Origin of the sequence: Bradyrhizobium sp. DOA1 (assembly GCF_001593325.1) — a bacterium.
GTDB lineage: Bacteria > Pseudomonadota > Alphaproteobacteria > Rhizobiales > Xanthobacteraceae > Bradyrhizobium.
In genome coordinates, this window is the sequence record NZ_JXJM01000001.1 from 23,314 (window position 1) to 48,213 (window position 24,900).

Genomic DNA, 24,900 nt, shown 5'->3' on the forward strand with positions numbered 1-24,900 from the left:
GGCGCGCCACCAGCCTGCTCTATCACGTCGCAAGCGCGGTCGCGCTCGCCTGGGAGGCGCACCGCATCCACGACATGCGCGGCGATGCGCGCCGGCTGCTGCTGTCGCGTCTCGTGGTCGACCATCGCGTGTCGCCGGGTGATCCGTTCCGGCTGACGGAAAATCCCGTGCAGGCCAAGATCGCCGCACTGCTGCTTGGCGACAGCTCAGCCGGCATGAGCCAGGTTGGCGAACTGGTTCTGGCGGCGTAGGCTCGCTGCTGCCGCGACCGCAGTCCACCTCTCCCATGGGGAGAGGTGCCGAGCGGACGACCAACGAAACAAAAACACCGAGGAAACACCGATGAAGGCCGCCGTCCTCCATGAAGTCAACCAACCGCTCGTCATCGAGGACATCAGCCTGCCGAAGCCGGGCCCACGCGAGGTCTTGATCCGCACCGCGGTCGCCGGCCTCTGCCACTCCGATCTGCATTTCATGGAGGGGCTCTATCCGCATCCGTTGCCCGCGGTGCTCGGGCACGAATCCGCCGGCGTGGTCGAGCAAGTCGGCTCCGACGTCACTTACGTCAAGCCCGGCGATCATGTCGTCACCTGCCTCTCGGTATTCTGCGGCACCTGCGACAACTGCACCACGGGCCGCACCGTGCTCTGCACCGACACCACGGTGAAGATGATGCCGGGCGTCTCGAACCGGATGCAGTGGTCGAGGCCCGAGAAGCTGCACCAGTTCCTCAATCTGTCCTCCTTCGCCGAGCAGATGCTGGTGCACGAGAACGCCATCGTGAAGATCCGTAAAGAAATGCCGCTCGATCTCGCCGCCCTGATCGGCTGCGGCGTTATCACCGGCTACGGCGCGGTGGTGAATACGGCCAAGGTGACGGCCGGCGAGACCGTGGCGGTGATCGGCTGCGGCGGCGTCGGCATGGCCGCGATCAACGGCGCGCAGATCGCCGGCGCCGGCCGCATCATCGCCATCGATACCAATCCGGCCAAGCTCCAGCTCGCGACCAAGCTGGGCGCGACCGACATCATCAATCCTGCCGATGGCGACGTCGTCAAGCAGGTGCGCGATCTCACCAATGGCGGCGTGCATCATTCCTTCGAGGTGCTCGGCCGCAAGGAGACCGCCGAGCAGGCCTTCGGCATGCTGACGTCCGGCGGCACCGCCACCATCGTCGGCATGATCCCGTTCGGGCAGAAGATCGAGCTGCATGGCTTCGACTTTCTGCGCGAGCGCAAAATCCAGGGCTCCTCGATGGGCTCGAACCACTTTCGCGTCGACATGCCGCGCCTGGTCGATTTCTACCTGCGCGGCCGGCTGCACCTGGAGGACTGGATCTCGGCCAAGCTGAAGCTGAGCGAGATCAACGAAGGCTTCGCCAACATGAAGGCCGGCAAGACGCTGCGCAGCGTGATCATGTTCGATAGCTGACCACACTGACGGCGTCATCGCCCGCGCAGGCGGGCGATCCAGTACGCCGCGGCAGTAGTTCGTTGGCACAAATGCCGCCGCGGAGTACTGGATGCGCCGGTCAAGCCGGGGCATGACAGCGAAGGTTCGGAGGCAATATGCTCGACTCACCGCGACACGTGCGCGGACACCGCGAGCCATCTGCCGTTCTGCTTGGCCCAGCAATCGGTGTACCGCCCCGTCGCCTGCTGGCCATCGGCCGTCGTATAGCTCGTTGCGGCGTGGATGATGGCGAAGTCACCCATGATGCGGATATTGACGTCGTGCGCGTGCAGATTGCGGATCGCGATCGGCCGCGCCGTCTGCTCCAGGAAGGCGGCGCGGTTCACAAGCGTCTTGTCCGGATTCGAGCAGTAGAACTCCGGCGCCAGGATCTCGTCGAAGCGCTTGACGTCGCAATTCTGCACGGCGGCGACATAGTCGTGGTTGAGCGCGGTGAGCCGCTCGAGGTCGTCGCTCATGGTGTTCCTCCTCCTGTTATTCCGGGGCGCGAAGCGCGTATCCGCAATCTCTATGTTGCTTGACCCGTCATTGCGAGCGTAGCGAAGCAATCCAGAAATGTCTCCGCGGATGCTGTCTGGATTGCTTCGTCGCACCAGCGCAAAATTGCTTCGCAATTTTGTCGCGGGCTCCTCGCAATGACGCGTGGGCGAGCGCTAATCGTCAAACATAGGCGGCGGCACGAATCCGCCGAATTCGCGCTCGATCAGCTCGGCAAGCTTGAGCGGCGTCCTGTCCTCGAGAAAGGGGCCGACGATCTGCACGCCGATCGGCAGGCCGTCCTTCGACAGGCCGAGCGGAACGGCCGTTGCCGGCAGGCCCGGAAGCGTCGCAATGCCCGGCCAGGCGAGTTGGTCGGAATAGGGATAGTCCTTGCCGTCGATGCCGATCGTTCGCAGGCGCTGCTCTGGCGAATGATCATGCGGAAACGCCGGCGTTGGCATGATCGGGCAGATCACCGCATCGAAATTCTTGAACAGCGCGCGCCATTGCGCGCGCAGGCCGGCGCGGGCACCGGCGTCGAGCACCCAGGCGCGGTGGCTTTCGGTCGCGCCCCGCAGGCGCTCCGCACTGAGGCTGCGGTCCTCGGGCGACAATTGGCTCGCCCGGGCCTGCACGTCCGCAAGCTCCTCCGGCAGGAAGAACGCGCCGAGAAAGCCCAGCAGCATGCGCATGTACAGCCGGGACGTCTCGGCGAAGTCCGGCAGCAGCGGGCTCTCGCGCGCGACCGCCACGCCGGCCTTCGAAAGATCGGTCGCGAGTTTGTCGATTGCGCCGCGCACGTCCCGGTCGGTCGGCAGCAGCGGGTGGCTCTCGATCAAGAGAACACGGAAATCCCGCAGTGACTGATGCCGTGCCGCCGGCAGATCGAGCTTGTAGGCGACCCCGGCTTCGAGCGGATCCGGTCCAGCCATGACGTCGAGCAGCAGAGACAGATCCGCTGCCGTGCGCGCCATCGGACCGATGACGGCGAGATCGCCCTCGCGCGGAATGGCCGGAAACGGCGGCGGCGTCTCGCCGCGCGCTGCGCAGAGATTGATGGTCGGCTTGTGGGCGAAGATGCCGCAATGAAACGCCGGCACGCGCAGCGAGCCGCCGATGTCGGAGCCGGTGGCGAGCGCGCAATAGCCCGCGGCGAGGGCCGCCGACGATCCCCCGGACGATCCCCCCGGCGTGCGGCCGAGGTCATAGGGGTTGTTCGTGGTGCCGTAGATGTCGTTGTAGCTCTGCCAATCGCCGAGGCCGACCGGGACGTTGGTCTTGCCGAGGATCACGCCACCAGCCTGCTTGATGCGCGCCACCGGCAGCGCATCTTCGGCAGGCTTGAAGTTCTTCTGCGGGACGAATCCCCAGGTCGTCGGAAGGCCGGCGACGTTGAAGGATTCCTTGATCGTCAAGGGTAGGCCGAGCAGCGGCTTGCGCTCGCCGCGCGCCAGTGCGACATCCGCCTCGCGTGCTGCAGCGAGCGCGCGATCGAAATCGCGCACGCAGATCGCGTTGATTCTGCCGTCGTGCCGTTCGATGCGGCCGATCGCGTCCCGGGTGAGCTCGACCGCGGAAACCTTCTTTGCCGTCAGCGCAGTCGACAGCTCGACGGCGCTCTCGAAACTCCATTGCGATCCGGCCACTGCACGTCTCCTGTTCTTATTATCCAAGATGATGCGCAGTTTGGCCGGATGCCGCAACGGGTGTTTGATCGCGATTGATGTGCTGCCGGTGACTCACCGGGAAGGTCCAGCCCATTTTATGTGTCAGCTATGTCTCCGAACACCTGTCAGTGATCTGTCCGGTCTAAACATCAGGCCGGGGCATGACAGCGAGTATGAGGTTGCTACGCCGCCCCGATCACGATCCCCACCGCCAGCACGATGGCGCCGCCGAGCACGATCTGGAACACGGCCTGGAGGAACGGCGTGTCCATGTAGCGCGAGCGGATGAAGGCGATCGCCCACAATTCGAAGAACACGACGACGCAGGCGATTGCGGTCGCGATCCAGAATGCGTTGGCCCAGCTGTCGGGTACCAAATAAGGCGCGGTGTGGCCGAGGCCGCCGAGCGTCGTCATCGCGCCGCAGGTGAGGCCGCGCAGCCAAGGCGAGCCGCGCCCGGTGAGCGAACCATCGTCGGACAGCGCTTCCGCAAAGCCCATGCTGATGCCGGCGCCGATCGAGGCGGCAAGGCCCACCAGGAAGGTCTGCCAGTTCTGGTGCGTGGCGAAGGCCGCGGCAAACAGCGGCGCCAGCGTCGAGACCGATCCGTCCATCAGCCCGGCGAGCCCGGGCTGCACATACTGCAGCACGAACATCCGCCGCCGCGTGCGGTCTTCCTCGGCGCGCACGTCAGGCTTCAAGATCTCGTCGGTGAGCGCGATCGCGCGGTGCTCATGATGCTTCTCTTCCTCGGCGAGATCGCCGAGCAGGCGGCGCACGCTGACATCCTCGGCCTGCTCGGCGGCGCGCGCGTAGAAGCGCTCGGCCTCGAGCTCCATGGTCTCGACCTCTTTCCGGATGGTGTCGAGCGGCAGGTTCTTGGTCAGCCAGATCGGGCGCCGGCGCAAGAAGCCTTTGACGTCGTCGCGGCGGATCGGCGGCAGGTGTGGGCCAAAACGCTGCTCGTAGAGCTGGAGGAGGCGATGCCGATGGCCGCGCTCCTCCTCGGCCATCTGCTCGAAGATCCTGGCCGTGTCCGGATAGCGCTCCCGCAGATCTTCGGCGAAGGTCATGTAGATGCGGCTGTCCTCCTCCTCGGAGGAGATCGCGACCGCAAGCACCTCGCGCTCGGTCAGCTCGGAAAAACTCTTCACGGCGGCCCTGGCACAAGTTTAGAATTATTCTAAACTATATAGGGTGCCCTCGTTCCCCGGTCAAATCAGCCGGTGCAAGTCTTGGCGAGAAACTCCAGCAGCAACCTGCTCACCTCGGCCGGCTGTTCCTGCTGCACCCAATGACCGGCGCCGTCGACGAGATGGCAGCCGAGCATCTTCGTGCAGCCGCGTCCCTGCATTGCTTCGTACACGCCCGGGCGCTGGTAGGTGCCCCAATCCTGCTTGCCCGAGATGAAGCAGGAGGGCACGTCGATGCTTCGCCCGGCGAACAATTGCATCTCGTTGTTGAGCATGCCCGACGTGCCGTAGCGATACCATTGCAGCCCGCCCTGGAATCCGGTGCGGCCATATTCCGCGGCGTAATAGGCGAGATCGCTGTCCGGCAGCCATTGATTGGCGGCGATCGCAGCGGGCGAGGGCATCTCCTTCGAGACCGTTTCGGCCATGGTCTCATTCAAGTCCATGACGTAGTAGGTCGGCAGCTTTGCCAGCTCGCCTGCGGACCATGACTTCAGCGGATAAGGCTTGTTGTCGGTCCAGTCCGCACTCTTGTGATGATAATAGGCGCGCAGGAAATCATGCAGGCCCTGCGGGGCCTGCTGCATCTCGGCATTGGCCTGGCGTGTCGAATAGTACCATTGATAGTGCTTTCGCGGACGCGGCAGCGCGGCGAGCTCGCGATGAACGGGATCTTCCACCGCGGGCTTCGACGGACGGTCGACCGTGTCGAACGGCAGCGCCGGTGGTCCGCCGAAGGGCGCGCTCATCATCGTGACCGAACGAAACACATCGGGCCGGATCAGTGCGCACCAGGCCGCGACCGGGCTGCCGAAATCGTGCCCGGCCAGATCGACCTGCCTGTAGCCGAACGCCGACACCAGGGCGAGCGCGTCGCGCACCAGATTCAAGAGCGAGAAGGGGGTGAGATCGTCGTCATACTCGGCGCTCCATCCCGTCGTGCGGCCATAGCCGCGCTGGTCCGGCGCGATCACGTGATAGCCGGCGGCGGCGAGTGCCGGCATCACCTTGCGCCAGGAGAAGGCGAGCTCGGGAAAGCCGTGGAGCAACAGGATACAGGGCCGCTCTTTGGTTTCGAAGCCGGCCTCCAGCACATGCATCCGCAAGCCGTTGATGCCCTCGACGTAACGCGAGCGAATGCCGGCGGGCAGGGGGATTTCGGGGAGATCGGTCATGGTGTTCTCCACTCGGGCAGTATTGTAGGGTGGGCAAAGGCGCAAAGCGCCGTGCCCACCGATCTCCCACAACAGCCTGGTATGGTGGGCACGCTTCGCTTTGCCCACCCTACAGGTGCGGTGTCTTAGTCACACCGCCGCGCAGACGAATGCGTGGCCCTTGCGCTTGATCTTCCCGACCGACGGCGAGGGGAAATGCGCGGTGCAGCACAGCGTATCGGTGTCACAATAGCGCTCGAGAAAACTGCGGCGCGTTTTTGCTGCTGCGGGCGGATCGACGTCGAACTTGATCGACAGCTCCGGATAGAGCGTCTGAAGCGGCGAATGCATGAGATCGCCGGAGAACACCGCATCGTCCTTGCCACGGCCCATCGTGATGGCGATATGGCCCGGCGTGTGGCCGGGGGTCGGCAGGATGCGCACGTGATCGCCGAGCTGGTGGTCGTTGCCGACGAGCTCATGGCGCTTGGCCTCGACCACCGGCAGCACGCTATCGGCGAAGGGTGGCACCTCCGCCTTCGCGTTCTGGGCGAACCAGTGATCGAATTCCTGCTTGGCGAATAGATAGCGCGCCTTGGGGAAGGTCGGCACCCAGCGGCCGTTTTCCAGCCGCGTATTCCAGCCGACATGGTCGACATGCAGATGCGTACACATCACGAAGTCGATGTCATCGACCGAGAACCCTGCGGCCTTGAGGCCGGTTAAATAGGTGTCGTCGGTCTTCATGTTCCATTTCGGCCGCTGCGGTCGCGGCTTGTCGTTGCCGATGCAGCTGTCGATCAAAATGGTGTGGTGCGGCGTCTTCACCACGTAGGACTGGAAGCACAGCAGCAGCACGTCATGCTCGTCCAGCGCCTTCGCCTCACGCATCCAGGCCCGGTTCTCGGCCAGCACTTCCGGTGTCAGCCCCGGCAGCATCTCCAGTGCCGGGACGAACGAGGTTTCCTGCTCGATGACGCGATGGATGGTGAGATCGCCGACCGAGTATTTGAGGCTCATGAGGAACTCCGCTGCTATGCGGCTGGAGGCACCGAGATCTTCACCGAGGGCCGCTCCAGCATCTTCTGGTGGAAGGCGTCGAGCTTCGGATAGGCCTTGCGCCAGCCGCAATCGGCGAAGCGGAAGTCGGCATAGCCGAGCACGCAGACGAGACCGATCTGCGAGATGTCGAACGGGCCGTTCAGCACCTCGGGCATGTTCTCGAAGCGCGCCATGCCGGTCCAGGCCCTGTTCCAATGGTCGTCCGACCAAGCCTGCCATTGCAGGCCCTGCGGCCGCACCATCTTCTCGTAGCGACACAGCAGCATGGAATCGAGCATGCCGTTGATCAGCGAGTGATTGGTCTTCGTCTTCCAGCGCCGCGGGCCGTAATCCGGCACCAGGCTGCCGCCGGCGAGCTCGTTGAGATATTCGACGATGACGTAGGAGTCCAAAATGACGTCGCCGTCATTGGTGATCAGCACCGGCAACTTCTTCAGCGGGGTGATCTTCGAATAGTCCTCGTTGGCCGTGCCCGGCGCGACGGTCGCGGGCACGAGCTCGATCTTGTCGATCAGCCCGAGCTCGATCGCGGCGATGCGCACCTTGCGGGCAAAAGGCGAGGCGGGGGAGAAGGTGAGTTTCATTGAAGGTATCCTACGATGACTTAACGACAGCTCTCTCATCCGTCATGGCCGGGCTTGACCCGGCCATCCACGTCGTTCCGCAATCCGCACCGTAAGACGTGGATGCCCGGGTCAAGCCCGAGCATGACGACGGAGTGTGACGCGCGCGCCTTACGCCGCGATGATCTCCTGGCGCTGCTCGCCAAGGCCTTCGATGCCGAGCGTGACGACGTCGCCGACATTGAGGAAGGTCGGCGGCTTCATGCCGAGGCCGACGCCGGGCGGGGTGCCTGTCGTGATGATGTCGCCCGGCAGCAGCGTCATGAACTGCGAGACGTAGGAGACGCACTTGGCCATGGAGAAGATCATGGTCTTGGTCGAGCCGGTCTGGCGACGCTGGCCGTTGACGTCGAGCCACATCGACAGATCCTGCACGTCCTTGATCTCGTCCTTGGTGGCGAGCCACGGCCCGAGCGGGCCGAACGTGTCGTGCGACTTGCCCTTGGTCCACTGGCCCAGGCGCTCGGTCTGGAAGTGGCGCTCGGACACGTCGTTGCAGACGCAATAGCCGGCGACGTAGTTCAGCGCGTCGGCCTCCGAGACATATTTGGCGCGCGTGCCGATGATCGCGGCGATCTCGACCTCCCAGTCGAGCTTGGTCGAACCGCGCGGCTTCTCGACCGCGTCGTTCGGCCCGGACAGCGAAGTGTTCGCCTTCATGAAGATGATCGGCTCGGTCGGGATCGCAGCGCCCGTCTCCTTGGCGTGGTCGCTGTAATTGAGGCCGATGGCGACGAATTTCGAGATACCGGTGACCGGAGCGCCGAAGCGGGGCTTGCCGGAAACGGCCGGCAGCGAGGCAGGATCGATGGCGGCCAGCTTCTTCAGGGTATCAGGCGAATAGGCTTCGCCGGTGAGGTCCTTCACATGCGCCGACAGATCGCGCAACTGGCCGGATTTGTCGATCAGGCCGGGCTTCTCCGCACCCTTCTCGCCATAACGAACAAGCTTCATTCTCGTTTCTCCCTGGGAATGGACCGATCGGTTAACAGCTTCATGGAACAGGGCGACGGGAAATTCAACCGCCCAAAACGGGGATCACCCCAGCGCCACGAACCTGAACGCGTCACCGTCGCGCTTGATATGCCCGGCCGAATAATGACCGCCGATCACCAGCGTCGGCGTGTTGGCAAACCGCGAGAACAATGCGTGCCGGCTTGCCGCCGATTGCGCGGGGTCGGTATCCACCGTCGAGCACCAGTCGAGATGCGCCATCTGGCAGGGATGATGGGCAACGTCGCCGGTCAGAAGCGCCTGCTCGCCATCGGACTCGATCAGGACGCTCATATGTCCCGGACTGTGACCTGGGGTTGGGATCAGCTTGATCTCCTCGCAGAGCCGCTGGTCGCTCTGGACGAGCTCGGCCTGGTCGGCATCGACCACCGGCTTCACGGAATCATTGAACACCGCGACCTTGTCCGGCTCGGCCGTGTAATCACGCCAGTGCTCATATTCGATCTTGCCGAAGACGTAGCGCGCCTTCGGGAAGGTCGGCACCCATCGGCCGTCGACCAGTCGCGTATTCCAGCCGACATGGTCGACGTGAAGATGCGTGCACAGGACGGTGTCGATGCTGTCAGGCGGAAACCCCGCCGCGGTCATGGTCTCCAGGAACGGCGTGCTGCGGTTGTTCCAGGTGGGGACGCCGCGGCCCTGCTTGTCGTTGCCAAGACCGGTGTCCACCACGATCCGGCGCGAAGGTGTCTCCACCACCAGCGAATGGATCGACATTTTCAGCCGGCCTTCTTCAGTGGCGAAATGCGGGATCAGCCAGGGCAGCTTCTGGATCTCGTCGTTGGTCGCGGCCGGCAGGATGAAACGGGTCGAACCGACCGTCTCCATTTCGACAAATTTCGTGATCTTGACCTTGCCGACCTTCCACTGCATCCGGCGCCTCCCTGTGTTCTTGCTCTTGCGCTGGAACATGCACGCTTTCTGCCAGCGAGCGCAATGGATCATCTGCGGTGATGTGGCGTTATCGCGGGGAACCGGAAAAGAGTCGAAGAGGAAGCCATGCCAGAGCTTGCGATTTCCGCGGAGAAGGTCGCCTTCATCATCGAGAAGGCGCGTCAATTCGACGTCAAAGAGGGGGCGTCCGATCCCGATTCCGGCTCGAACGCGGCCGACGACGATATGATGGACGTCCTCGATGACGACGGCTCCGATCCCGTCGTCAACGAGCTCGGCAGCTTCATGATCGCGTTGAACGAGGACGAGCAGCTCGATCTCGTCGCGCTGACCTGGCTCGGTCGCGGTGAGGGCACGATCGACGATTGGAATGATCTGCGCGCCCGGGCCGTGGAGGCGAGGAGCGAGTATCACAGCCCGCGCCGCGAGACCGTGCACTATCTGCTCGGCGAACCTATGCTAGGTGACCTGCTCGCCGACGGGCTCGAAGAATTCGGCATCGACTGGACCGACGAACGCACGACGGCCGATTCCTCCGCTCCGAGCCAGCAGGACGAAGACGAGCCGACGAAGCAGCGGTGAGTGCCGGGCCTCGCGGCGAGCTCGAATTCATCGCGCCCCGACACCTCCACATCGTCATGGCCGGGCTTGACCCGGCCATCCACGTCGTCCTGCACAGTCAAAAGAACGTGGATGCCCGGGACAAGCCCGGGCATGACGATCTTCCGTAGATTGCGCAGTTGCGGATGCGCTGATGACTCACAACGTCCCGGGGAACGCGCCGCCATCCAGCAGGATGTTCTGCCCCGTGATGAAGCCGGCCTTGGCGCCGCACAGGAAGGCGCAGGCATAGCCGAACTCGTCGGGCTGGCCGAAGCGGCCGGCGGGGTTGAGCTTGGCGCGCTCGGTCAGGATCTGCTGCGGCGTGACGCCGCGTTTGTCCGCTTCGGCCTTGGCTGTGCCGGTCAGACGATCGGTCTCGAACGGGCCGGGCAAGAGGCCGTTGATGGTGACGTTGTTGATCACGGTCTTGCGCGACAGGCCGGCGATGAAGCCGGTGAGGCCGGCGCGCGCGCCGTTGGAAAGGCCGAGAATGTCGATCGGCGCCTTCACCGCCGCCGAGGTGATGTTGACGATGCGGCCGAACTTGCGCGCCATCATGCCGTCCACCGTGGACTTGATCAGCTCGATCGGGGTGAGCATGTTGGCGTCGATCGCCTTGATCCAGTCGTCGCGCGTCCAGTTGCGGAAATCGCCGGGCGGCGGGCCGCCGGCATTGTTGATGAGGATGTCGGGATCGGGGCAGGCCTTCAGCACGGCATCGCGCCCAGCGGGCGTCGTGATGTCGCCGACGATCTCGGTGACGGTGACGTCAGGATAGGCTTTACGGATCTCGTCGGCCGTCTTCTTCAGGGCTTCGGCGCCGCGCGCAGTCAGCGTGACGTGAACGCCGGCCTCCGCCAGCGAGATGGCGCAGGCGCGCCCGAGGCCCTTGCTGGATGCACAGACGATGGCGCGGCGACCTTTGATCCCAAGATCCACTGTTTCACTCCCGTAAATGTCAGGCAGGTTTGGATGCAGCTACTCTAGCCAACATCGCGGCCGCTGGTAAGGGATGGGCTCGCACCAAAATGCATGCGCGTCCGCGCCGCGATGCAAATGAGCATGCATGATCCGGACCCGAAGGACGCGTAGCGAAAGTGCGCAGCGGTTTTCCGAAAAGATCATGCGAAAACATGAGGTGCGATCTCATCGCGCTCAGATGCGGCGCTCCCGCTTGAGGCGGTCGATGGCGGCCGCGGCGTCCGGCGGCAGCGACTTGAAGCCCATCTGTCCCGCCGCCGAGAACAGCGGCCGCAGATGCGAGCCCGCCAGGAACGGCGGCTGGTGGCTGACCGGCACGATCTGGTCGAACACCAGCACCAGCGTGGTGGCGACGAGGCCGACCCTGGCCGCGCCGAGCGCCGCGCCGCCGAGCCGGTCGCCGATGCCGGCCTCGCCAACGGTGTCGTTCAGCGCGACGCGGCCGATATGGCCTAGCAGCATGCCGACCACAACGAAGATGGCGAAGAACCAGATCCAATTCTGCAGCAGCGGTGGATTCGGGTTGGCCGCGATCTGCGGCACGATTAGCGGCATCAACGTCACTGCCATCGGCGCGGCGAGGAGATAGGCGAGGATCGTCATGGCGCTGCGCAGCAGGCCGGTCCTGAAACCGAGGCCGACCGCGATGGCGAGTGCCGAATAGACCGCAAGATCGAAGCTGTTCATGGGAGCCCTGCCGCGACGGAACGAATGAACGCCGAACCGATCATTCCGGTTTCAGATCGCTAAAATCGTCTGTATTGATGGCTCCAAAGCTCAGGACACGCGCAAGGAATACGTCATGTCAGACCTATTCGACGTCAGTGAAGAAAACATCCTCGTCACCGGCGCGAGCCAGGGACTGGGGCGGCAATTTGCCCGGGTGCTGGCGGCCCATGGTGCATCCGTCGCGCTCGCCGCGCGCCAGACCGAGAAGCTGAGGGGCCTTGAAGAGGAAATCCGCGGCAAAGGCGGCCGCGCCGCCGCAATCGCGCTCGACGTCACCGACACCGCCTCGATCGCGAAGGCCGTCGATGCCGTGGAAGCCGCGCTCGGCCCGGTCACGGTGCTGATCAACAATGCGGGCATCGCCATCGAGAAGCTCGCGACCGAGCAGACCGAGGCTGATTGGGACGCCGTGATCGGCGCCAATCTCAAGGGCGCCTATTTCCTCGCGACGGAAGTGGCGCGGCGCATGATCGCGCGCGGGCAGCACGGCAACATCGTCAACATCGCCTCCGTGCTCGGCACCGGCGTGCTCAAGGCGGTCTCGCCTTACGCGATCTCCAAGGCCGGCATCCTCCAGGCCACGAAAGCGATGGCGCTCGAGCTTGCGGGCCAGAACATCCGCATCAATGCGCTGGCGCCCGGCTACATCGACACCGAGATGAACCACGCCTTCTGGTCGACGCCCGCAGGCGAGCGCCTGGCCAAGCGCATCCCCCAGCGCCGCGTCGGCGCCGAATCCGATCTCGACGGCGCGATCCTGCTGCTGGCCTCGAACGCGTCGCGGTACATGACGGGGAGCGTGGTGACGGTGGACGGCGGGTTCTTGTTGAATTGATTTTCTCCCGCGCCCAACAGGCGGTTTTCACTCGACGTCGTCCCGGACAAGCGCGTCCAAAGTGCGCGCCGGTCCGGGATGACAGCGGAGAATGACGCGCCGGCCTTGCGCTACTGCAGAACGCGCGGCCATGGTGCGGAGGCATCCTCCAGCATTCCAAGCGGGGAGCGTGTCGAGGATTGGTCCAAGCTGCGACCCGGGGCAGGGTCCACGGCGATCCCCTCAATGGGCGTCCGCCCCTGGTTTTCTTGCGGCCCAGCGGCCCTTGGCGGAACTCCCCGCAAGTGCGCGCCAAGCGGACCCAAAATCGGTCCATCCGCCTGTCATAAAGTCGAAAAAAACGTGCCCGCAGCCCTTTCCAAAGGGAGCCCATCTTGATACATACGCCCCGCACCCGACGGGCTTGGCCCCGGGGTTGCCTTCCAAGGAAGCCTTTGGGACGAATGAGGCAAGCCACGCCACCAGCGTAGGCCTCAACCCACCGTCCCCGAGATTTAACAGAAGGCGTGCACGTGTTTAACGCGGGGTGGAGCAGCCCGGTAGCTCGTCAGGCTCATAACCTGAAGGTCATAGGTTCAAATCCTATCCCCGCAACCAAATTCGGATTGACCGGATCCGATACGAAAATGGCCCGCTTGATGCGGGCCATTTTTGTTTTGGGATGAGGCGCCGAGCTGATGCGGCCTCGCGCGACAATGTTGTCGCGCTGTGCAGGATCAAGTTGCATCTTCCAAGTGCGACAACCTGACGCATTTCATATAAATATCAATAACTTAGGTCGGCTTCGACTCCGGAATGTCGAACTTGTTGTATGCGCGCAACGGCTTTTCATTTGCTCTTCCGGTAACATTTTCTTGTTCTGGAATTTGGAATTGGAATTGGGGGTTGGGGTGAAAAAGCTGACATCACTGACGGGCGCTTCGTTGGCTGGCGCCTCGATCATGGTTTCTGCCGGAGCTCTAGCCGCCGACCTGACTGTGAAGGCGCCACCCCGACCGGCCTGGGTCAACAGCTGGGCCGGGCCCTATATCGGCGCTTATTTCGGTGCGGGTGCTGGACATGTGACGGACTCCTCGACTGGCAGTTTCGCCAACAGCTCACTCTCGACCAACGCCGGCGTGGTGACGTCGAACTCGACCTTGGTCGGGACGACTGCGAGCAATCTTTCGGGCGACGTGACCGGTTCGATGGTCGACCTGTTCGCGGGGTATAATTGGCAAACCGGGAATATCGTTGCCGGCGGGCAGGTTGAAGGCACGGTCTTTTCCGATGTCGCCTTGAAGCCGTTCGGCAACCAGACGTTCAACAGCGTCAGCACCAACGTGCTGCTCGGTGCGGTGACCTCGACGACTGCCGGCACGGCGACCGTGCAGAGCAACCAGCAGCTGCGCTCGCGGGTCGGTCTGATCGGCCGGCTCGGTTTTCTCGCGCGTCCGGACCTGCTGCTGTATGGCCTCGGCGGCCTGGAGCTCGGTCACTTCACCTTTGCCGACAGCGCCGACCCTTTCGGCGGCGGCAACAACAAGTGGGTGGCCGGCTACACGGTCGGCGCCGGCGGCGAGTTGAAGCTGACCGGAAACTGGTCGCTGCGCGGCGAATACCGGTACCTGAATTTCGGCTTCAACCGGAGCGCAGCCACCAACTCAACGGCCAGCTCGGCGACTGGCGCAACCACGTTTATCTCGACCAGCAGCGAATCTTCCTCGACACGGACGAATGCCGATTTCCACCTGGCCAAGATCGGTCTGGTCTACCAATTCGGTGATTCCGGGCCGCTGTCCGCGATGGCGGCGATACCGCCGGCGGGACGCGGGCCTTCATTCGCTAGCGCCTGGGGTGACAGCTGGGCCGGACCCTATATTGGTGCTTACTTCGGTGCCGGCGCCGGGCGCGCAAGACAGACCTCCACGAGAATCGACGACGAAGGCAGTGTCAGCACTGTCGGCGGGACGTCGGCGTTCACGCAATCAGGATTCGGCAATCTCGCCGGCGATATGACCGGTTCGATGGTCGATTTGTTCGCGGGCTACAACTGGCGAACGGGCAATGTCGTACTTGGCGGACAGGTCGAAGGCACCCTGTTCAGTGATGTCACCACGAAGACGGTCGGCAACGAGGCATACAGCTCGGTTTCGACCAACAACGGCGTCGTCACCTCGACAAGCTCAGGGACGAACAGCATCGAGGACCGGCAGCAGTTGCGCTCGAACGTCGGCGTGATCGGCCGGGCCGGTTATCTGGTGACGCCGAATGTACTGCTGTATGGCCTGGGCGGCCTCGCGCTGGGGCATCTGACCTATCCCGACAACTATCCCGACTCGGAAGTCCGCGTCGGCGGCAAGAACGGCAAATGGGTGGCTGGTTACGTCGCGGGCGCGGGCGGCGAGGTCAAGCTGACGGACAGCTGGTCGCTGCGCGGTGAATACCGCTACATGCATTTCGGATATGACCGCAACGAGCCGACGGGTAGCTCGCAGACATCCGTATCGGGTGGCGGCACCACCACGTCCACCAACAGCACCGTCAACGGGCGGCATATCGACGCCGATTTCCACGTCGGCAAGATCGGACTGGTTTATCAATTCGGCGCGTCAGGAACGCGGTCGGCAATGGCGGCACTGCCGGGCCCGGCCTGGAACGACGGCTGGGCGGGACCTTATATCGGCGCCTATTTCGGTGCCGGCGCCGGACGTGCCGCGGAAACCATCGCGACGAACAACACCAGCACCAGCACGATCACCATCGTCGGGACCACGACGTCCACCAGCACCCAATCGACGAACGGCCGTCCCGTCGGCGACGTGACGGGTTCGATGGTCGATCTCTTCGCCGGCTACAATTGGCGCGCCGGAAGTGTCGTGGCCGGCGGGCAGATCGAAGGCTCGGTCTTTTCCGACGTGACGTTCAAGACCATCGGCCCTCACACATTCACCTCGGTTGACACCTCGAACGGAGCCGTCACCTCGACGTCTTCAGGCTCGCAAACGGCCGGCAACCGGACCCAGCAGCAACTGCGTTCGAACGTCGGCGTCATCGGCCGGGCCGGATATCTGGTGACGCCGAACGTGCTGCTCTACGGCCTCGGTGGCCTGGCGCTGGGACATTTCACTTACGCTGACGGGGACTTCAGCAGCGGCGGCGCCAACGGCAAGTGGGTGGCCGGCTACACGTTGGGCGCCGGCGGCGAGGTGAAGCTGACAGGCAACTGGTCGCTGCGCGGCGAATATCGCTATGCGCATTACGGCTTTGGCCGCAACGAAGGCAGCAACTTCGCATCGAGCACGCAATCGACCGGATCTTCCAGCACCTCTCTCTCCACCGACAGCACCACTCGCCAGATCAACGCCGACTTCCACACCGGAAAGATCGGCATGGTCTATAGGTTCGGTGAAGGAGGACCGCGATCAGCCATGGCGGCGCTGCCTGGCGCCCCCAGCGACCATTGGGCAGGCCCCTATCTCGGCGCCTATTTCGCTGCCGGCGCGGGCCGTGCCCGACAGATCCTGGCCTCGACTGCCGACTCTGCCCAGCAGAATTTCACCGGTGCGGTGCAGACGACTGATTTCGTCGGCAATACGACGACCCGCGGCAGTGCCGCCGGCGACACCACGGGCTCGATGGTCGATCTGTTCGCAGGCTACAACTGGCGAGCCGGCAATATCGTGGCCGGCGGTCAGATCGAAGGCACGCTCTTCTCGGATGTTGCCTTCAAGATGAACGGCGAGCAGACGAGCAATACCCGTCAAGTTCTCAACGGTGTCGTGACCACGAGTGTCAATCCGACGGCGATGCAGGCCAGTGAGCAATTGCGCTCGAACGTCGGCGTGATCGGCCGGGCCGGCTATCTCGTCACCCCGAAGCTGATGCTCTACGGTGTCGGCGGCTTGGCGCTCGGCCATTTCACCTTTCCCGACCCCGGCGGCGTCAACGGACCCAACGGCAAGTGGGTGGCGGGCTATACGGCTGGCGCGGGCGGCGAGTTCAAGCTGACCCAGCGATGGTCGCTGCGCGGCGAATATCGCTACCTGCATTTCGACATCGACCGCGCCGAGACGCGCACCAGCTCGAGCACGCAGATCCAGGGCGCCACGACCATTCTCAGGGCCAACGCGGACAGCACGTCGCGAAAGACCAGCGCAGACCTCCACATTGCCAAGATCGGCGCAGTCTACGCGTTCTGCTATTGCGACTAAGGTGCGACGAGAACAGGATGAATCGTCATCATCCGGAAAAGTGCACTGCATTTTTCCGGATCATGCTTTGAAAGCTCCGGGACGGGGCTCCCTCAAAACTCCCTGATCGCCTTCCCGTCCGCCCCCGAAGCGGATCATCTTCATGCGACGGGCCCGTGACGGGAGGTGGACACCGGCGACCCGCCACAGTCCCGGCATATCACCCGCGTGCGATGATGATGTCCGCACAAGCCAGAACGCTTCCAATCACGATCTGTGCGGACAGACCATCGTCAGATGGAGCAGTGTCGGCTTGTCCGAGCCCTTCTTGTATTCCCATTCCAGCCGGATCTCGTGCCGGTGGGCATAGGCGTCATTCGGCGCATGGACGATGATGTTGGTCTTCATCGGGATCGGCGGCTCGGAGTTGAAGCACTTCCGCACGCAGGCATCGAGCAGGTCGCATCGCGTCAGGGGGATCACGCCGGGCTCGTCCCGCGATAGGGGGACCGTGTTCGGCTGGGTGCTGAGGTCGAGACGAGCCCGGCCCTTCTCCTTGTGCCAGTACTTGGCACTTCCCTGCGGCCATTTCGATGGCGGCGTCAGGATCAGGTGGTACTGGCCATATTCAAGGGTCGGCAGATCGATGTCGTCCGACGCTTTGAGCTTGGCCACGCTCCTCTTCATGTTCGCCAGGGGGTAGTAATTGCTGTTCATCAATTCCCTGAACGCCTTGCCGCTATATGTCTTGCCGCCCATCGCCTTGCCCTTCGATATGTTCTAATCAATCGGGGTGACGTGCAGCCCAGCAAAGCTCGTCGGCCAGAAGAAAAGCCGCGGCGCCCCTAGAACGCGCGGCCCCATATTTCGCGCGTGCAATTGCTATCACTCGAAATTGTGCTTCGTCCAGAGAGCTGCGGATCGGTGATGGTGCCATACGGCGTGCAAGTTCGATTGCCATGACTCTTTCGATGGGTAATCTTGCGCCGGGCTCCTTGCGAGCGCCGGTCGACAAGCGACGGCGCTGCAGCTTTTGAAGGCACGGAAATGCAGTGTGTCGCGTGTCAGTCGGCGATCGACCCAGGCGATAGCTGGTGCTCCAATTGTGGGGTGGCCGTGCGCCGTTCCGAGCCGGACAACGAACGCCGGTTCGTGACGATTCTCCGTGCCGACGTCGTCGATTCCACCGGACTCGTCGCCGATCTCGATCCGGAGGAGGCGGTCTCGCGCCTGGAGCCGGCGCTGGCCGCCATGAGAGGCGCGGTGCGCCAGTTCGGAGGCATCGTCAGCAAGGAATTGGGCGACGGCATTTCCGCGGTGTTCGGCGCCCCGATCGCGGACGACAATCATGCCCCCCTGGCCTGCCATGCAGCGATCGAATTGGTCCGGCGTGTCGTCGGCTTGGGCGATCCCGGGCTTCAGGTCCGGGTTGGCCTGCACTCGGGCCATGTCGTCGCCTACATGGTCTCCAGCGAGTTTTCCAAGGTCTACGAGATCGGCGGTGCCGCCCAGCATCTGGCCGCCCGCCTGGAATCTGCGGCGGAGGCGAATCAGATTTACGTGTCGAAAGCGTGCCAGGAGCTTGCCGAAGGGCATGTCCGATTCGAGTATCTCGGCGGCAAGCCGCTGCGCGGCTTCAATCAGGCCGTGCCGGTCTACCGCATCGTGGGGGCGAGCGATTTGTCGAGCTGGCGGGTGCGGCGTGCCCGCAGCGTCTCGCGGTTCGTCGATCGTACGACGGAGCGGGCATTGCTGGCCCGTGCCGTCGAGAGCGCCAGAACGGGCCGGCGGACGGTCCTGCTGCTCGGCGACGCGGGCATCGGCAAATCGCGGCTCGCGCACGAATTCGTCCAGGAGCTCAGATCCCGTGGTTGGCGCCTGATCAACGCCGAGTGCAGCCCGAACCTCAAGGGGGCCCCGTTCAGCACCCTCAAGCGCGTTCTGCTGTCCGCCCTGGAGGCCGCCGCAAAGGATCCCGACAGCCCGTCGGATCCGCGGAAGGATCTCGGAGAGATTGCGCAATGCGCCCTCGACGCGGTGCTCGATCTGCCGACGACGAATCCTCGCTGGTCCCAGCTCGAGCCTCACGCCCGGGGGCGCGCGATCTCCGATGCAAGCTGCGCCGTCATCGAGAGCATCGCGCGTCGTCAACGAACCATCCTTCTGCTCGAGGATCTGCACTGGATCGATCGGGCCAGCGATGCGGTCATGGCCACGATGGCGTCGCTTCAGGCACCAGGTCTTCTCGTCCTCCTCACCTCCAGGCCCAACGGCATGCCGGTGTGGATTGCGCGCTGCCATGCTGAGGTCGTCGCGATGCAACCCCTCGACGACGATTCCGGGCTGGCCATGCTCGCCGACATGCTCGGACCCTCCGCGGCCAACGACGATCTGAAGAATCGCATCATCTCGCACACGGCGAATGTCCCTCTGTTCATCGAGGAGGTGTGCCGGGGTTTGCGGGACAGCGGGACGCTCCACGGCCAGTGGGGCGATCTCGCGCTGATGCGTCCGATCGACGAGCTGGGCATTCCATCGAGCATCCAGGGCGTGATCGCGGCGCGCCTGGATCGCGTGTCGCGCCAGGAGCGCGCCATCCTGCAGATCGCGGCGGCGCTGGGACGGCGATCGAGCGTCGCCACGCTGCGAGACCTCGCCGAGCTGCCCGAAAGCGTCCTTCAGGATTGCCTTGCGGCGCTCGATCGCGCCGAGCTGTTGGTGAGGATCGACAGCGAACTGGACGATGTGCTCGAGTTTCGGCACGAGATGGTCCGCCAGGTGACCTATGACTCGATGGTCGAGAAGGTGCGCGAAGGCATCCACGCGCGCATTCTTGCGAGGCTGGAGGGCGATGGAGCAGGCTCAGATCAACCCGATACGCTGTGCTATCACGCCGTGCGGGCCCGCGATTGGTACAAGGCATTCAGTCACGGCAAGAGCGCAGGGCGAAAATGCCTGAGCCGGTCGGCGTTTTCCGACGCGGCCAGCTATTTCGAGATTGCGATGGGCTCGCTCGACAAGACGCCGATGACGCCTTCGCGGGAGGCCGATGCCATCGATCTGAGGATGGAGGCCCGCGCGGCGTTCATCGCGTCCGGCCAGGTCGCCGAGTGGCTCGACCTCGGAATGGATGCCGAACGGCGGGCGGACGGGATCGACGATATCGGACGCAAGGTCGCCGCGATGACGGTTCGAGCCGGCGCGCAAAACTTCTACGGAGCGCCGGTCGAAGCCGTCGCTGTCTCGGAAGAGGTGGTCCGCCTCGCTCAGGAATGGGACAACCCGGGTTGGCTCAATCTCGCCCGGTACGGTCTCGGGCAGGCCTATTTCCTCGCCGGCCGCTACCCCGAAGCCGAACGGACATTGGCGCTGGCGCGCACCCAGCTGGCGGGTCCGCAAGCCCGCGCTCCGATCGGGACGACGCCGAGCTATCTGCTGCTGCTCTGCTGCATGATGAAGAGCTTCACCCACACCGTCATGGGTGAGCTCGATGCGGCCGGGCAGCTCCAGCGCGAAGCCGCTGCGATCGCGGAGGAGACCGGCCGTCCCTATGACCGCGTCGCCGCCGCCTATAGTGGCGGCTGGCTGAAGCTCGGGCAGAACAATCCGGCCGCCGCTGCGTCCATCCTCGAAGACGGGTTCGTGCTCGCGCAGAAGCACGGCATCCGCCTGTTCGTGCCGGTGCTCGCCTGCCATCTCGGCATCGCCTATCTGGAGCAGGGACTGTTCGACCGGGCGCGGGGCATGCTGACGGAGGCGCGCGAAGAGGCCAAGGCGGTCGGATATACCTCGGCGGTGCTGCGCAGCTCGATCTATCTGGCGCTGGCCGCCCACCGGTCCGGCGACGTCAGGGCCGCTCAGAACATGCTGCGCGAGGCCCGCAATACGGCGCGGCAGCAGGGGTTTTCGGGCCTCGAGGCCGAGGCTCTGTTCGGCGAAGCCGTGGTGACGCCGCCCTCCGATGCCGAAAGCAAGGCGGCCATCCGCGCTTCCCTGCGTGCCGCCATCGCGATCGCCTCCGAAAACGGCGCGCGGCCGCTTCAGCACAAGGCCGAGGCGATGCTGAACGAGATGCTCGCGAGCGGTGACGAGGTGACCTGACGGTCGGCTGGAGCCACTCGGCTGCGGGCAGTTCAGGCGCGCGCGGCCGTGCCGCGCGCGCGCGGCCGTGCCGCGCGCGCCTGTGAGCCTCACTTCACCAGCGGACAGCCGCCGTCCTTGAGCGGGCGGAACGCCTGGTCGCCGGGTACTTCCGCGAGCAGCTTGTAATAATCCCACGGTCCTTTCGACTCCTCCGGCTTCTTCACCTGGAACAGGTACATGCTGTGCACCATGCGGCCGTCCTCACGCAGGACGCCATTGTCGGTGAAGGCATCGCGCACCGGCAGCTCGCGCATCTTGGTCATCACGGTCTTGGTGTCCTTGGTGCCCGCGGCCTGCACGGCTTTGAGATAATGCAGCGTCGCACTGTAGGTCGCGGCCTGGTTCATCGTGGGCATCCGCTTGACCCGCTCCATGAAGCGCTTGCCGAAGGCGCGGGTCCTGTCGTTGAGGTCCCAGTAATAGGCTTCGGTGACGATCAGCCCCTGCGCAAGCTTGAGGCCCAGGCTGTGTACGTCGGAGATGAACATCACGATCGCGGCGAGGTTCTGGCCGCCGGCGACGATGCCGAATTCGCCGGCCTGCTTGATCGCGTTGATGGTGTCGCCGCCGCCATTGGCGAGCCCGATGATCTTGGCCTTGGAAGCCTGGGCCTGGAGCAGGAACGACGAGAAGTCGGCCGTATTGAGCGGATGCTTGACGCTGCCGAGCACCTTGCCGCCCGCCTTCTTCACCACGTCGCCCGTGTCGCGCTCGATGGAATGACCGAACACGTAGTCCGCGGTGAGGAAGTACCAGCTGTCACCGCCATTCTTGACGATGGCGCTGCCGACAGTCTGCGCATTGGAGTAGGTGTCGTAGGTCCAATGTGCGGTGTAAGGCGAGCAGGATTTTCCGGTGATGTCGGAGCTCGCCGCATCCGTCACGATCATGATCTTCTCATACTGTTTCGACAGCTCCATCACCGCGAGTGCGGTCGCCGAGGTCGGAAGGTCGATGATCATGTCGACGCCCTCGGTCTCCCACCATTTGCGCGCGATGGTGGAGGCGACATCGGGCTTGTTGAGCACGTCGGCGCTGATCATGTCGATCGGCTTGCCGAACATCTGCCCGCCGAAATCCTCGATCGCCATCTTCGTCGCTTCGACATTCCCCATGCCGCCGATGTCGGAATAGACGGAGGAGAAGTCGGAGAGCACGCCGATCTTGAGCGGTGCCTGTTGGGCGAAGACGGGAGAAATCAGGGCAGCCGACAGCAGGCCGGCCGCAGACATGAGTGCCGCGATAGGTCTCATAAGTACGTTTCCTCTTGCATGGGACTATCCTGTCCCTTTGTCCGACAAAGTTAGAAGCAGCTATCCGCGGAGTCAATTTATTCAGGATGCAGCTTACGTGATGTAGTTTGACGCACCCTTGGCGGCCCAATATAGTTTGTCCGACAATCGACATCGGAGGCCGTCTTGCCTGTCGCGCCGCTGTTTCGTCCCATCGATGTCGCGCCGGCCTATCAGAAGGTCGCCGACGCCATCGAACGTGAGATCGTCAATGGCCGCATCAAGCCGGGCGATCCCATCGGCACCGAGCACGATCTCGTCCGCCAGTTCGGCGTCAACCGCTCGACCATCCGCGAGGGCATCCGTGTGCTGGAGGAAGGCGGTCTGATCCGCCGCGATTCTTCACGCCGACTGCATGCCTGCCTGCCGCGCTACAGCAAGCTGGCGAGCCGGCTCAGCCGCGCCCTGGTCCTGCATGAGGTCACCTTTCGCGAGCTCTACGAGGCCTCGATGACGCTCGAAGTCGCCAGCATCGAAGGCGCGGTGGAGCGCGCGAGCGAGGAAAACATCGCCGAGCTCGCGGCCAATCTCGTGCGCAGCGAGGCGGTGGTCGGCGATCCCGCGATGCTCGCCGAATGCGACGCCGAATTCCACGTGCTGGTCGCAAAAGCATCGCAGAACCGTGTGCTCCAGCTCGCGCGCGAGCCGGCCGCGCAATTGTTCTATCCGACCACCGAGATGATCGTCAGCGGCGTTGCCGAAGGTGGCCCGCGCCTCGTCGCGGCGCACCGCCATCTGATCGATGCGATCCGCCGCCGCGACCGCGAGGCCGGCGTGCTGTGGACGCGCCGGCACTTGCAGGACTGGCGGCGCGGCTTCGAGAAGATCGCCTCGCTCGATCGCTCGGTCGAGCACATGTACATGGAGCACGCCCAGGCGGCCCGGCGCAGATAGCGCAAAAACAAGACGCAAGATTTCGATCAAGTAATCCCGCAAACAAAGACGTTAGACGGAGGAACACATGACCGGCGACACCGCAGCCATCATTGCGAAGGCACGCGAGCATTCCATTGGCGATCTCTTGCGCCGTTCGGCGGCGCGTGAGCCGAACAAGCTTGCGGTGAGCTGCGGCGGGGTGAGCTGGAGCTTCGCCGAGATGGACGTGATCTGCAATCGCCTCGGTCGCGGTCTCCTCGGCCTCGGTGTCAAGAAGGGCGACCGTGTCGCGGTGCTGTCGCGCAACTCGCATGCCTTCGCGGCACTGCGTTTCGCGGTGGCGCGGATCGGCGCGGTCCTGGTGCCGATCAACTTCATGCTCAATCCGGACGAGATCAATTTCATCCTGAAGAGCTCCGGCGCAAAGCTGCTCGCGACCGGCCCCGATTTCGTCGAGCCGGCGCGCGCGGCTAGCGCGAAGGATTGCGCCGTCGAGAAGATGATCTGGCTGCCGGGCGAGGATCCGGCGACGGCGCCTGCGGGCCTCACCACCTTCGACGATCTCCTGCATGCCGACGGCTCGTTCCTGGAGGCGTCGGTCGACAGCCGCGATCTCGCGCAGATCGTCTATACCAGCGGCACGGAGTCGCTGCCCAAGGGCGCGATGCTGACCCATGAAGCCGTGATGTGGCAGTATGTCAGCTGCATCATTGACGGCGGCATGAGCGTGGAGGACAAATTCCTGCACGCGCTGCCGCTGTATCATTGCGCCCAGCTCGACGTGTTCCTGGGGCCGCAGGTTTATCTCGGCGCCTCCGGCGTCATCACGGGCAAGCCGACCGCGGACAACATCCTGGCGTTGATCCAGGCCCACAAGATCACCTCGTTCTTCGCGCCGCCGACGATCTGGATCGCGATGCTGCGCTCGCCGAACTTCGACAAGACCGATCTATCGACACTCCAGAAGGGCTATTACGGCGCTTCGATCATGCCGGTGGAGGTGCTGCTCGAGCTCCAGCGCCGCCTGCCCAACGTCAAGTTCTGGAATTTCTACGGCCAGACCGAGATCGCGCCGCTCGCGACCGTGCTGCGGCCCGAAGACCAGCTGCGCAAGGCCGGCTCCGCCGGCAAGCCGGTGCTCAATGTCGAGACGCGGGTGGTCAATACGTCCATGGAAGACGTGAAGGTCGGCGAGGTCGGCGAGATCGTGCACCGCTCGCCGCATCTGTTGTCCGGCTATTACAACGATCCCGTGAAGACGGCGGCGGCGTTTGCCGGCGGCTGGTTTCATTCCGGCGATCTCGCCACGGTCGATGACGAGGGCCACATCACCGTGGTCGACCGCGTCAAGGACATGATCAAGACCGGCGGCGAGAACGTCGCCAGCCGCGAAGTCGAGGAGATGGTCTACCGCATCCCCGCCGTCTCCGAGGTCGCAGTCGTGGGCCTGCCCGATCCGCGCTGGATCGAGGCGGTGACCGCGATCGTCGTGATCAAGAGCGGCGAGGCGCTGGACGAAGAAACAGTCATCAAGCATTGCGCCGGTCAGATGGCACATTTCAAGGTGCCGAAGCGCGTCATCTTCGTCGATAGCCTGCCGAAGAATCCGAGCGGCAAGCTCCTGAAGCGCGAGCTGCGCCAGCGCTTCGTCGGCGGCGAGACGCTCGACAAGGCGATCCAGACAAATTTTGGTACCTGAAACGGAGCGA

General features: G+C 64.1%; 19 protein-coding genes, 1 tRNA gene and 1 pseudogene. 9 read left to right on the forward strand and 12 right to left on the reverse strand.

Annotation, left to right across the window (positions count from 1 at the left end; genetic code table 11):
* Positions 1–251: pseudogene (locus SE91_RS00115) on the forward strand (DNA alkylation response protein); the annotation flags it as partial.
* 91 nt (positions 252–342) lie between these two features.
* Positions 343–1,431: a Zn-dependent alcohol dehydrogenase gene (locus tag SE91_RS00120; RefSeq protein WP_061846145.1), complete on the forward strand. Its 1,089-nt coding sequence runs from the start codon at positions 343–345 to the stop codon at positions 1,429–1,431.
* Positions 1,432–1,577: 146 nt separating this feature from the next.
* On the opposite strand, the gene SE91_RS00125 is transcribed toward SE91_RS00120, so the two are convergent.
* The 8 genes from SE91_RS00125 to SE91_RS00160 all read right to left on the reverse strand — a co-directional run bounded on the left by SE91_RS00125 (position 1,578) and on the right by SE91_RS00160 (position 9,539).
* Positions 1,578–1,931 carry a nuclear transport factor 2 family protein gene (locus SE91_RS00125; RefSeq protein WP_060737236.1) on the reverse strand — a complete coding sequence of 118 codons (354 nt, stop codon included), beginning with the start codon at positions 1,929–1,931 and terminating at the stop codon, positions 1,578–1,580.
* Between the two features lie 195 nt (positions 1,932–2,126).
* Positions 2,127–3,599: an amidase gene (locus SE91_RS00130; RefSeq protein WP_061846146.1), complete on the reverse strand. Its 1,473-nt coding sequence runs from the start codon at positions 3,597–3,599 to the stop codon at positions 2,127–2,129.
* A 203-nt stretch (positions 3,600–3,802) separates the two neighbouring features.
* Positions 3,803–4,774 carry an iron exporter MbfA gene (gene mbfA / locus SE91_RS00135; protein ID WP_061846147.1) on the reverse strand — a complete coding sequence of 324 codons (972 nt, stop codon included), beginning with the start codon at positions 4,772–4,774 and terminating at the stop codon, positions 3,803–3,805.
* A 65-nt stretch (positions 4,775–4,839) separates the two neighbouring features.
* Positions 4,840–5,988, reverse strand: coding sequence for an alpha/beta hydrolase (locus tag SE91_RS00140; protein ID WP_061850839.1), 1,149 nt, complete (start codon positions 5,986–5,988; stop codon positions 4,840–4,842).
* 129 nt (positions 5,989–6,117) lie between these two features.
* On the reverse strand, positions 6,118–6,987 hold the full coding sequence (locus tag SE91_RS00145) for an MBL fold metallo-hydrolase (RefSeq protein ID WP_061846148.1): 870 nt from the start codon (positions 6,985–6,987) through the stop codon (positions 6,118–6,120).
* A gap of 14 nt (positions 6,988–7,001) precedes the next feature.
* On the reverse strand, positions 7,002–7,613 hold the full coding sequence (locus SE91_RS00150; protein WP_061846149.1) for a glutathione S-transferase family protein: 612 nt from the start codon (positions 7,611–7,613) through the stop codon (positions 7,002–7,004).
* Between the two features lie 150 nt (positions 7,614–7,763).
* Positions 7,764–8,606: a fumarylacetoacetate hydrolase family protein gene (locus tag SE91_RS00155; RefSeq protein ID WP_061846150.1), complete on the reverse strand. Its 843-nt coding sequence runs from the start codon at positions 8,604–8,606 to the stop codon at positions 7,764–7,766.
* 84 nt (positions 8,607–8,690) lie between these two features.
* Positions 8,691–9,539: an MBL fold metallo-hydrolase gene (locus SE91_RS00160; RefSeq protein WP_061850840.1), complete on the reverse strand. Its 849-nt coding sequence runs from the start codon at positions 9,537–9,539 to the stop codon at positions 8,691–8,693.
* Positions 9,540–9,665: 126 nt separating this feature from the next.
* Here SE91_RS00160 and SE91_RS00165 point away from each other — a divergent pair, with 126 nt between their 5' ends.
* On the forward strand, positions 9,666–10,142 hold the full coding sequence (locus tag SE91_RS00165) for a DUF3775 domain-containing protein (RefSeq protein WP_061846151.1): 477 nt from the start codon (positions 9,666–9,668) through the stop codon (positions 10,140–10,142).
* Between the two features lie 177 nt (positions 10,143–10,319).
* Here SE91_RS00165 and SE91_RS00170 read toward each other — a convergent pair whose 3' ends face one another.
* Complete coding sequence (locus tag SE91_RS00170; RefSeq protein ID WP_008541526.1) at positions 10,320–11,102, reverse strand: SDR family oxidoreductase; 783 nt, start codon at positions 11,100–11,102, stop codon at positions 10,320–10,322.
* A 216-nt stretch (positions 11,103–11,318) separates the two neighbouring features.
* Positions 11,319–11,831: a CvpA family protein gene (locus SE91_RS00175; RefSeq protein ID WP_061846152.1), complete on the reverse strand. Its 513-nt coding sequence runs from the start codon at positions 11,829–11,831 to the stop codon at positions 11,319–11,321.
* 115 nt (positions 11,832–11,946) lie between these two features.
* On the opposite strand from SE91_RS00175, the gene SE91_RS00180 reads away from it, so the two are divergent.
* The 3 genes from SE91_RS00180 (at position 11,947) to SE91_RS00190 (ending at position 16,901) form a co-directional block, all read left to right on the forward strand.
* Positions 11,947–12,708, forward strand: a complete 762-nt coding sequence (locus tag SE91_RS00180) for an SDR family NAD(P)-dependent oxidoreductase (RefSeq protein ID WP_061846153.1) — start codon at positions 11,947–11,949, stop codon at positions 12,706–12,708.
* 520 nt (positions 12,709–13,228) lie between these two features.
* Positions 13,229–13,305: transfer RNA gene (locus tag SE91_RS00185), tRNA-Met, on the forward strand.
* A gap of 137 nt (positions 13,306–13,442) precedes the next feature.
* Complete coding sequence (locus SE91_RS00190) at positions 13,443–16,901, forward strand: outer membrane protein (protein ID WP_197489400.1); 3,459 nt, start codon at positions 13,443–13,445, stop codon at positions 16,899–16,901.
* Between the two features lie 246 nt (positions 16,902–17,147).
* Here SE91_RS00190 and SE91_RS00195 read toward each other — a convergent pair whose 3' ends face one another.
* Complete coding sequence (locus SE91_RS00195) at positions 17,148–17,639, reverse strand: hypothetical protein (protein WP_061846155.1); 492 nt, start codon at positions 17,637–17,639, stop codon at positions 17,148–17,150.
* 288 nt (positions 17,640–17,927) lie between these two features.
* Here SE91_RS00195 and SE91_RS00200 point away from each other — a divergent pair, with 288 nt between their 5' ends.
* On the forward strand, positions 17,928–20,981 hold the full coding sequence (locus tag SE91_RS00200) for an ATP-binding protein (RefSeq protein WP_061846156.1): 3,054 nt from the start codon (positions 17,928–17,930) through the stop codon (positions 20,979–20,981).
* Between the two features lie 89 nt (positions 20,982–21,070).
* Here SE91_RS00200 and SE91_RS00205 read toward each other — a convergent pair whose 3' ends face one another.
* Positions 21,071–22,276 carry an ABC transporter substrate-binding protein gene (locus tag SE91_RS00205; protein WP_061846157.1) on the reverse strand — a complete coding sequence of 402 codons (1,206 nt, stop codon included), beginning with the start codon at positions 22,274–22,276 and terminating at the stop codon, positions 21,071–21,073.
* A 165-nt stretch (positions 22,277–22,441) separates the two neighbouring features.
* Here SE91_RS00205 and SE91_RS00210 point away from each other — a divergent pair, with 165 nt between their 5' ends.
* Positions 22,442–23,209, forward strand: a complete 768-nt coding sequence (locus tag SE91_RS00210; RefSeq protein WP_061846158.1) for a FadR/GntR family transcriptional regulator — start codon at positions 22,442–22,444, stop codon at positions 23,207–23,209.
* Between the two features lie 67 nt (positions 23,210–23,276).
* On the forward strand, positions 23,277–24,890 hold the full coding sequence (locus SE91_RS00215; protein ID WP_061846159.1) for an acyl-CoA synthetase: 1,614 nt from the start codon (positions 23,277–23,279) through the stop codon (positions 24,888–24,890).
* The last annotated feature ends 10 nt before the right edge of the window (positions 24,891–24,900 follow it).

Bases quoted from the DNA above. Each gene is read 5' to 3' on its own strand.
- SE91_RS00120 (WP_061846145.1), top strand. From the start codon at position 343: ATGAAGGCCGCCGTCCTCCATGAAGTCAACCAACCGCTCGTCATCGAG.
- SE91_RS00125 (WP_060737236.1), bottom strand. From the start codon at position 1,931: ATGAGCGACGACCTCGAGCGGCTCACCGCGCTCAACCACGACTATGTC.
- SE91_RS00140 (WP_061850839.1), bottom strand. From the start codon at position 5,988: ATGACCGATCTCCCCGAAATCCCCCTGCCCGCCGGCATTCGCTCGCGT.
- SE91_RS00145 (WP_061846148.1), bottom strand. From the start codon at position 6,987: ATGAGCCTCAAATACTCGGTCGGCGATCTCACCATCCATCGCGTCATC.
- SE91_RS00150 (WP_061846149.1), bottom strand. From the start codon at position 7,613: ATGAAACTCACCTTCTCCCCCGCCTCGCCTTTTGCCCGCAAGGTGCGC.
- SE91_RS00155 (WP_061846150.1), bottom strand. From the start codon at position 8,606: ATGAAGCTTGTTCGTTATGGCGAGAAGGGTGCGGAGAAGCCCGGCCTG.
- SE91_RS00160 (WP_061850840.1), bottom strand. From the start codon at position 9,539: ATGCAGTGGAAGGTCGGCAAGGTCAAGATCACGAAATTTGTCGAAATG.
- SE91_RS00165 (WP_061846151.1), top strand. From the start codon at position 9,666: ATGCCAGAGCTTGCGATTTCCGCGGAGAAGGTCGCCTTCATCATCGAG.
- SE91_RS00175 (WP_061846152.1), bottom strand. From the start codon at position 11,831: ATGAACAGCTTCGATCTTGCGGTCTATTCGGCACTCGCCATCGCGGTC.
- SE91_RS00180 (WP_061846153.1), top strand. From the start codon at position 11,947: ATGTCAGACCTATTCGACGTCAGTGAAGAAAACATCCTCGTCACCGGC.
- SE91_RS00195 (WP_061846155.1), bottom strand. From the start codon at position 17,639: ATGGGCGGCAAGACATATAGCGGCAAGGCGTTCAGGGAATTGATGAAC.
- SE91_RS00200 (WP_061846156.1), top strand. From the start codon at position 17,928: ATGCAGTGTGTCGCGTGTCAGTCGGCGATCGACCCAGGCGATAGCTGG.
- SE91_RS00205 (WP_061846157.1), bottom strand. From the start codon at position 22,276: ATGAGACCTATCGCGGCACTCATGTCTGCGGCCGGCCTGCTGTCGGCT.
- SE91_RS00215 (WP_061846159.1), top strand. From the start codon at position 23,277: ATGACCGGCGACACCGCAGCCATCATTGCGAAGGCACGCGAGCATTCC.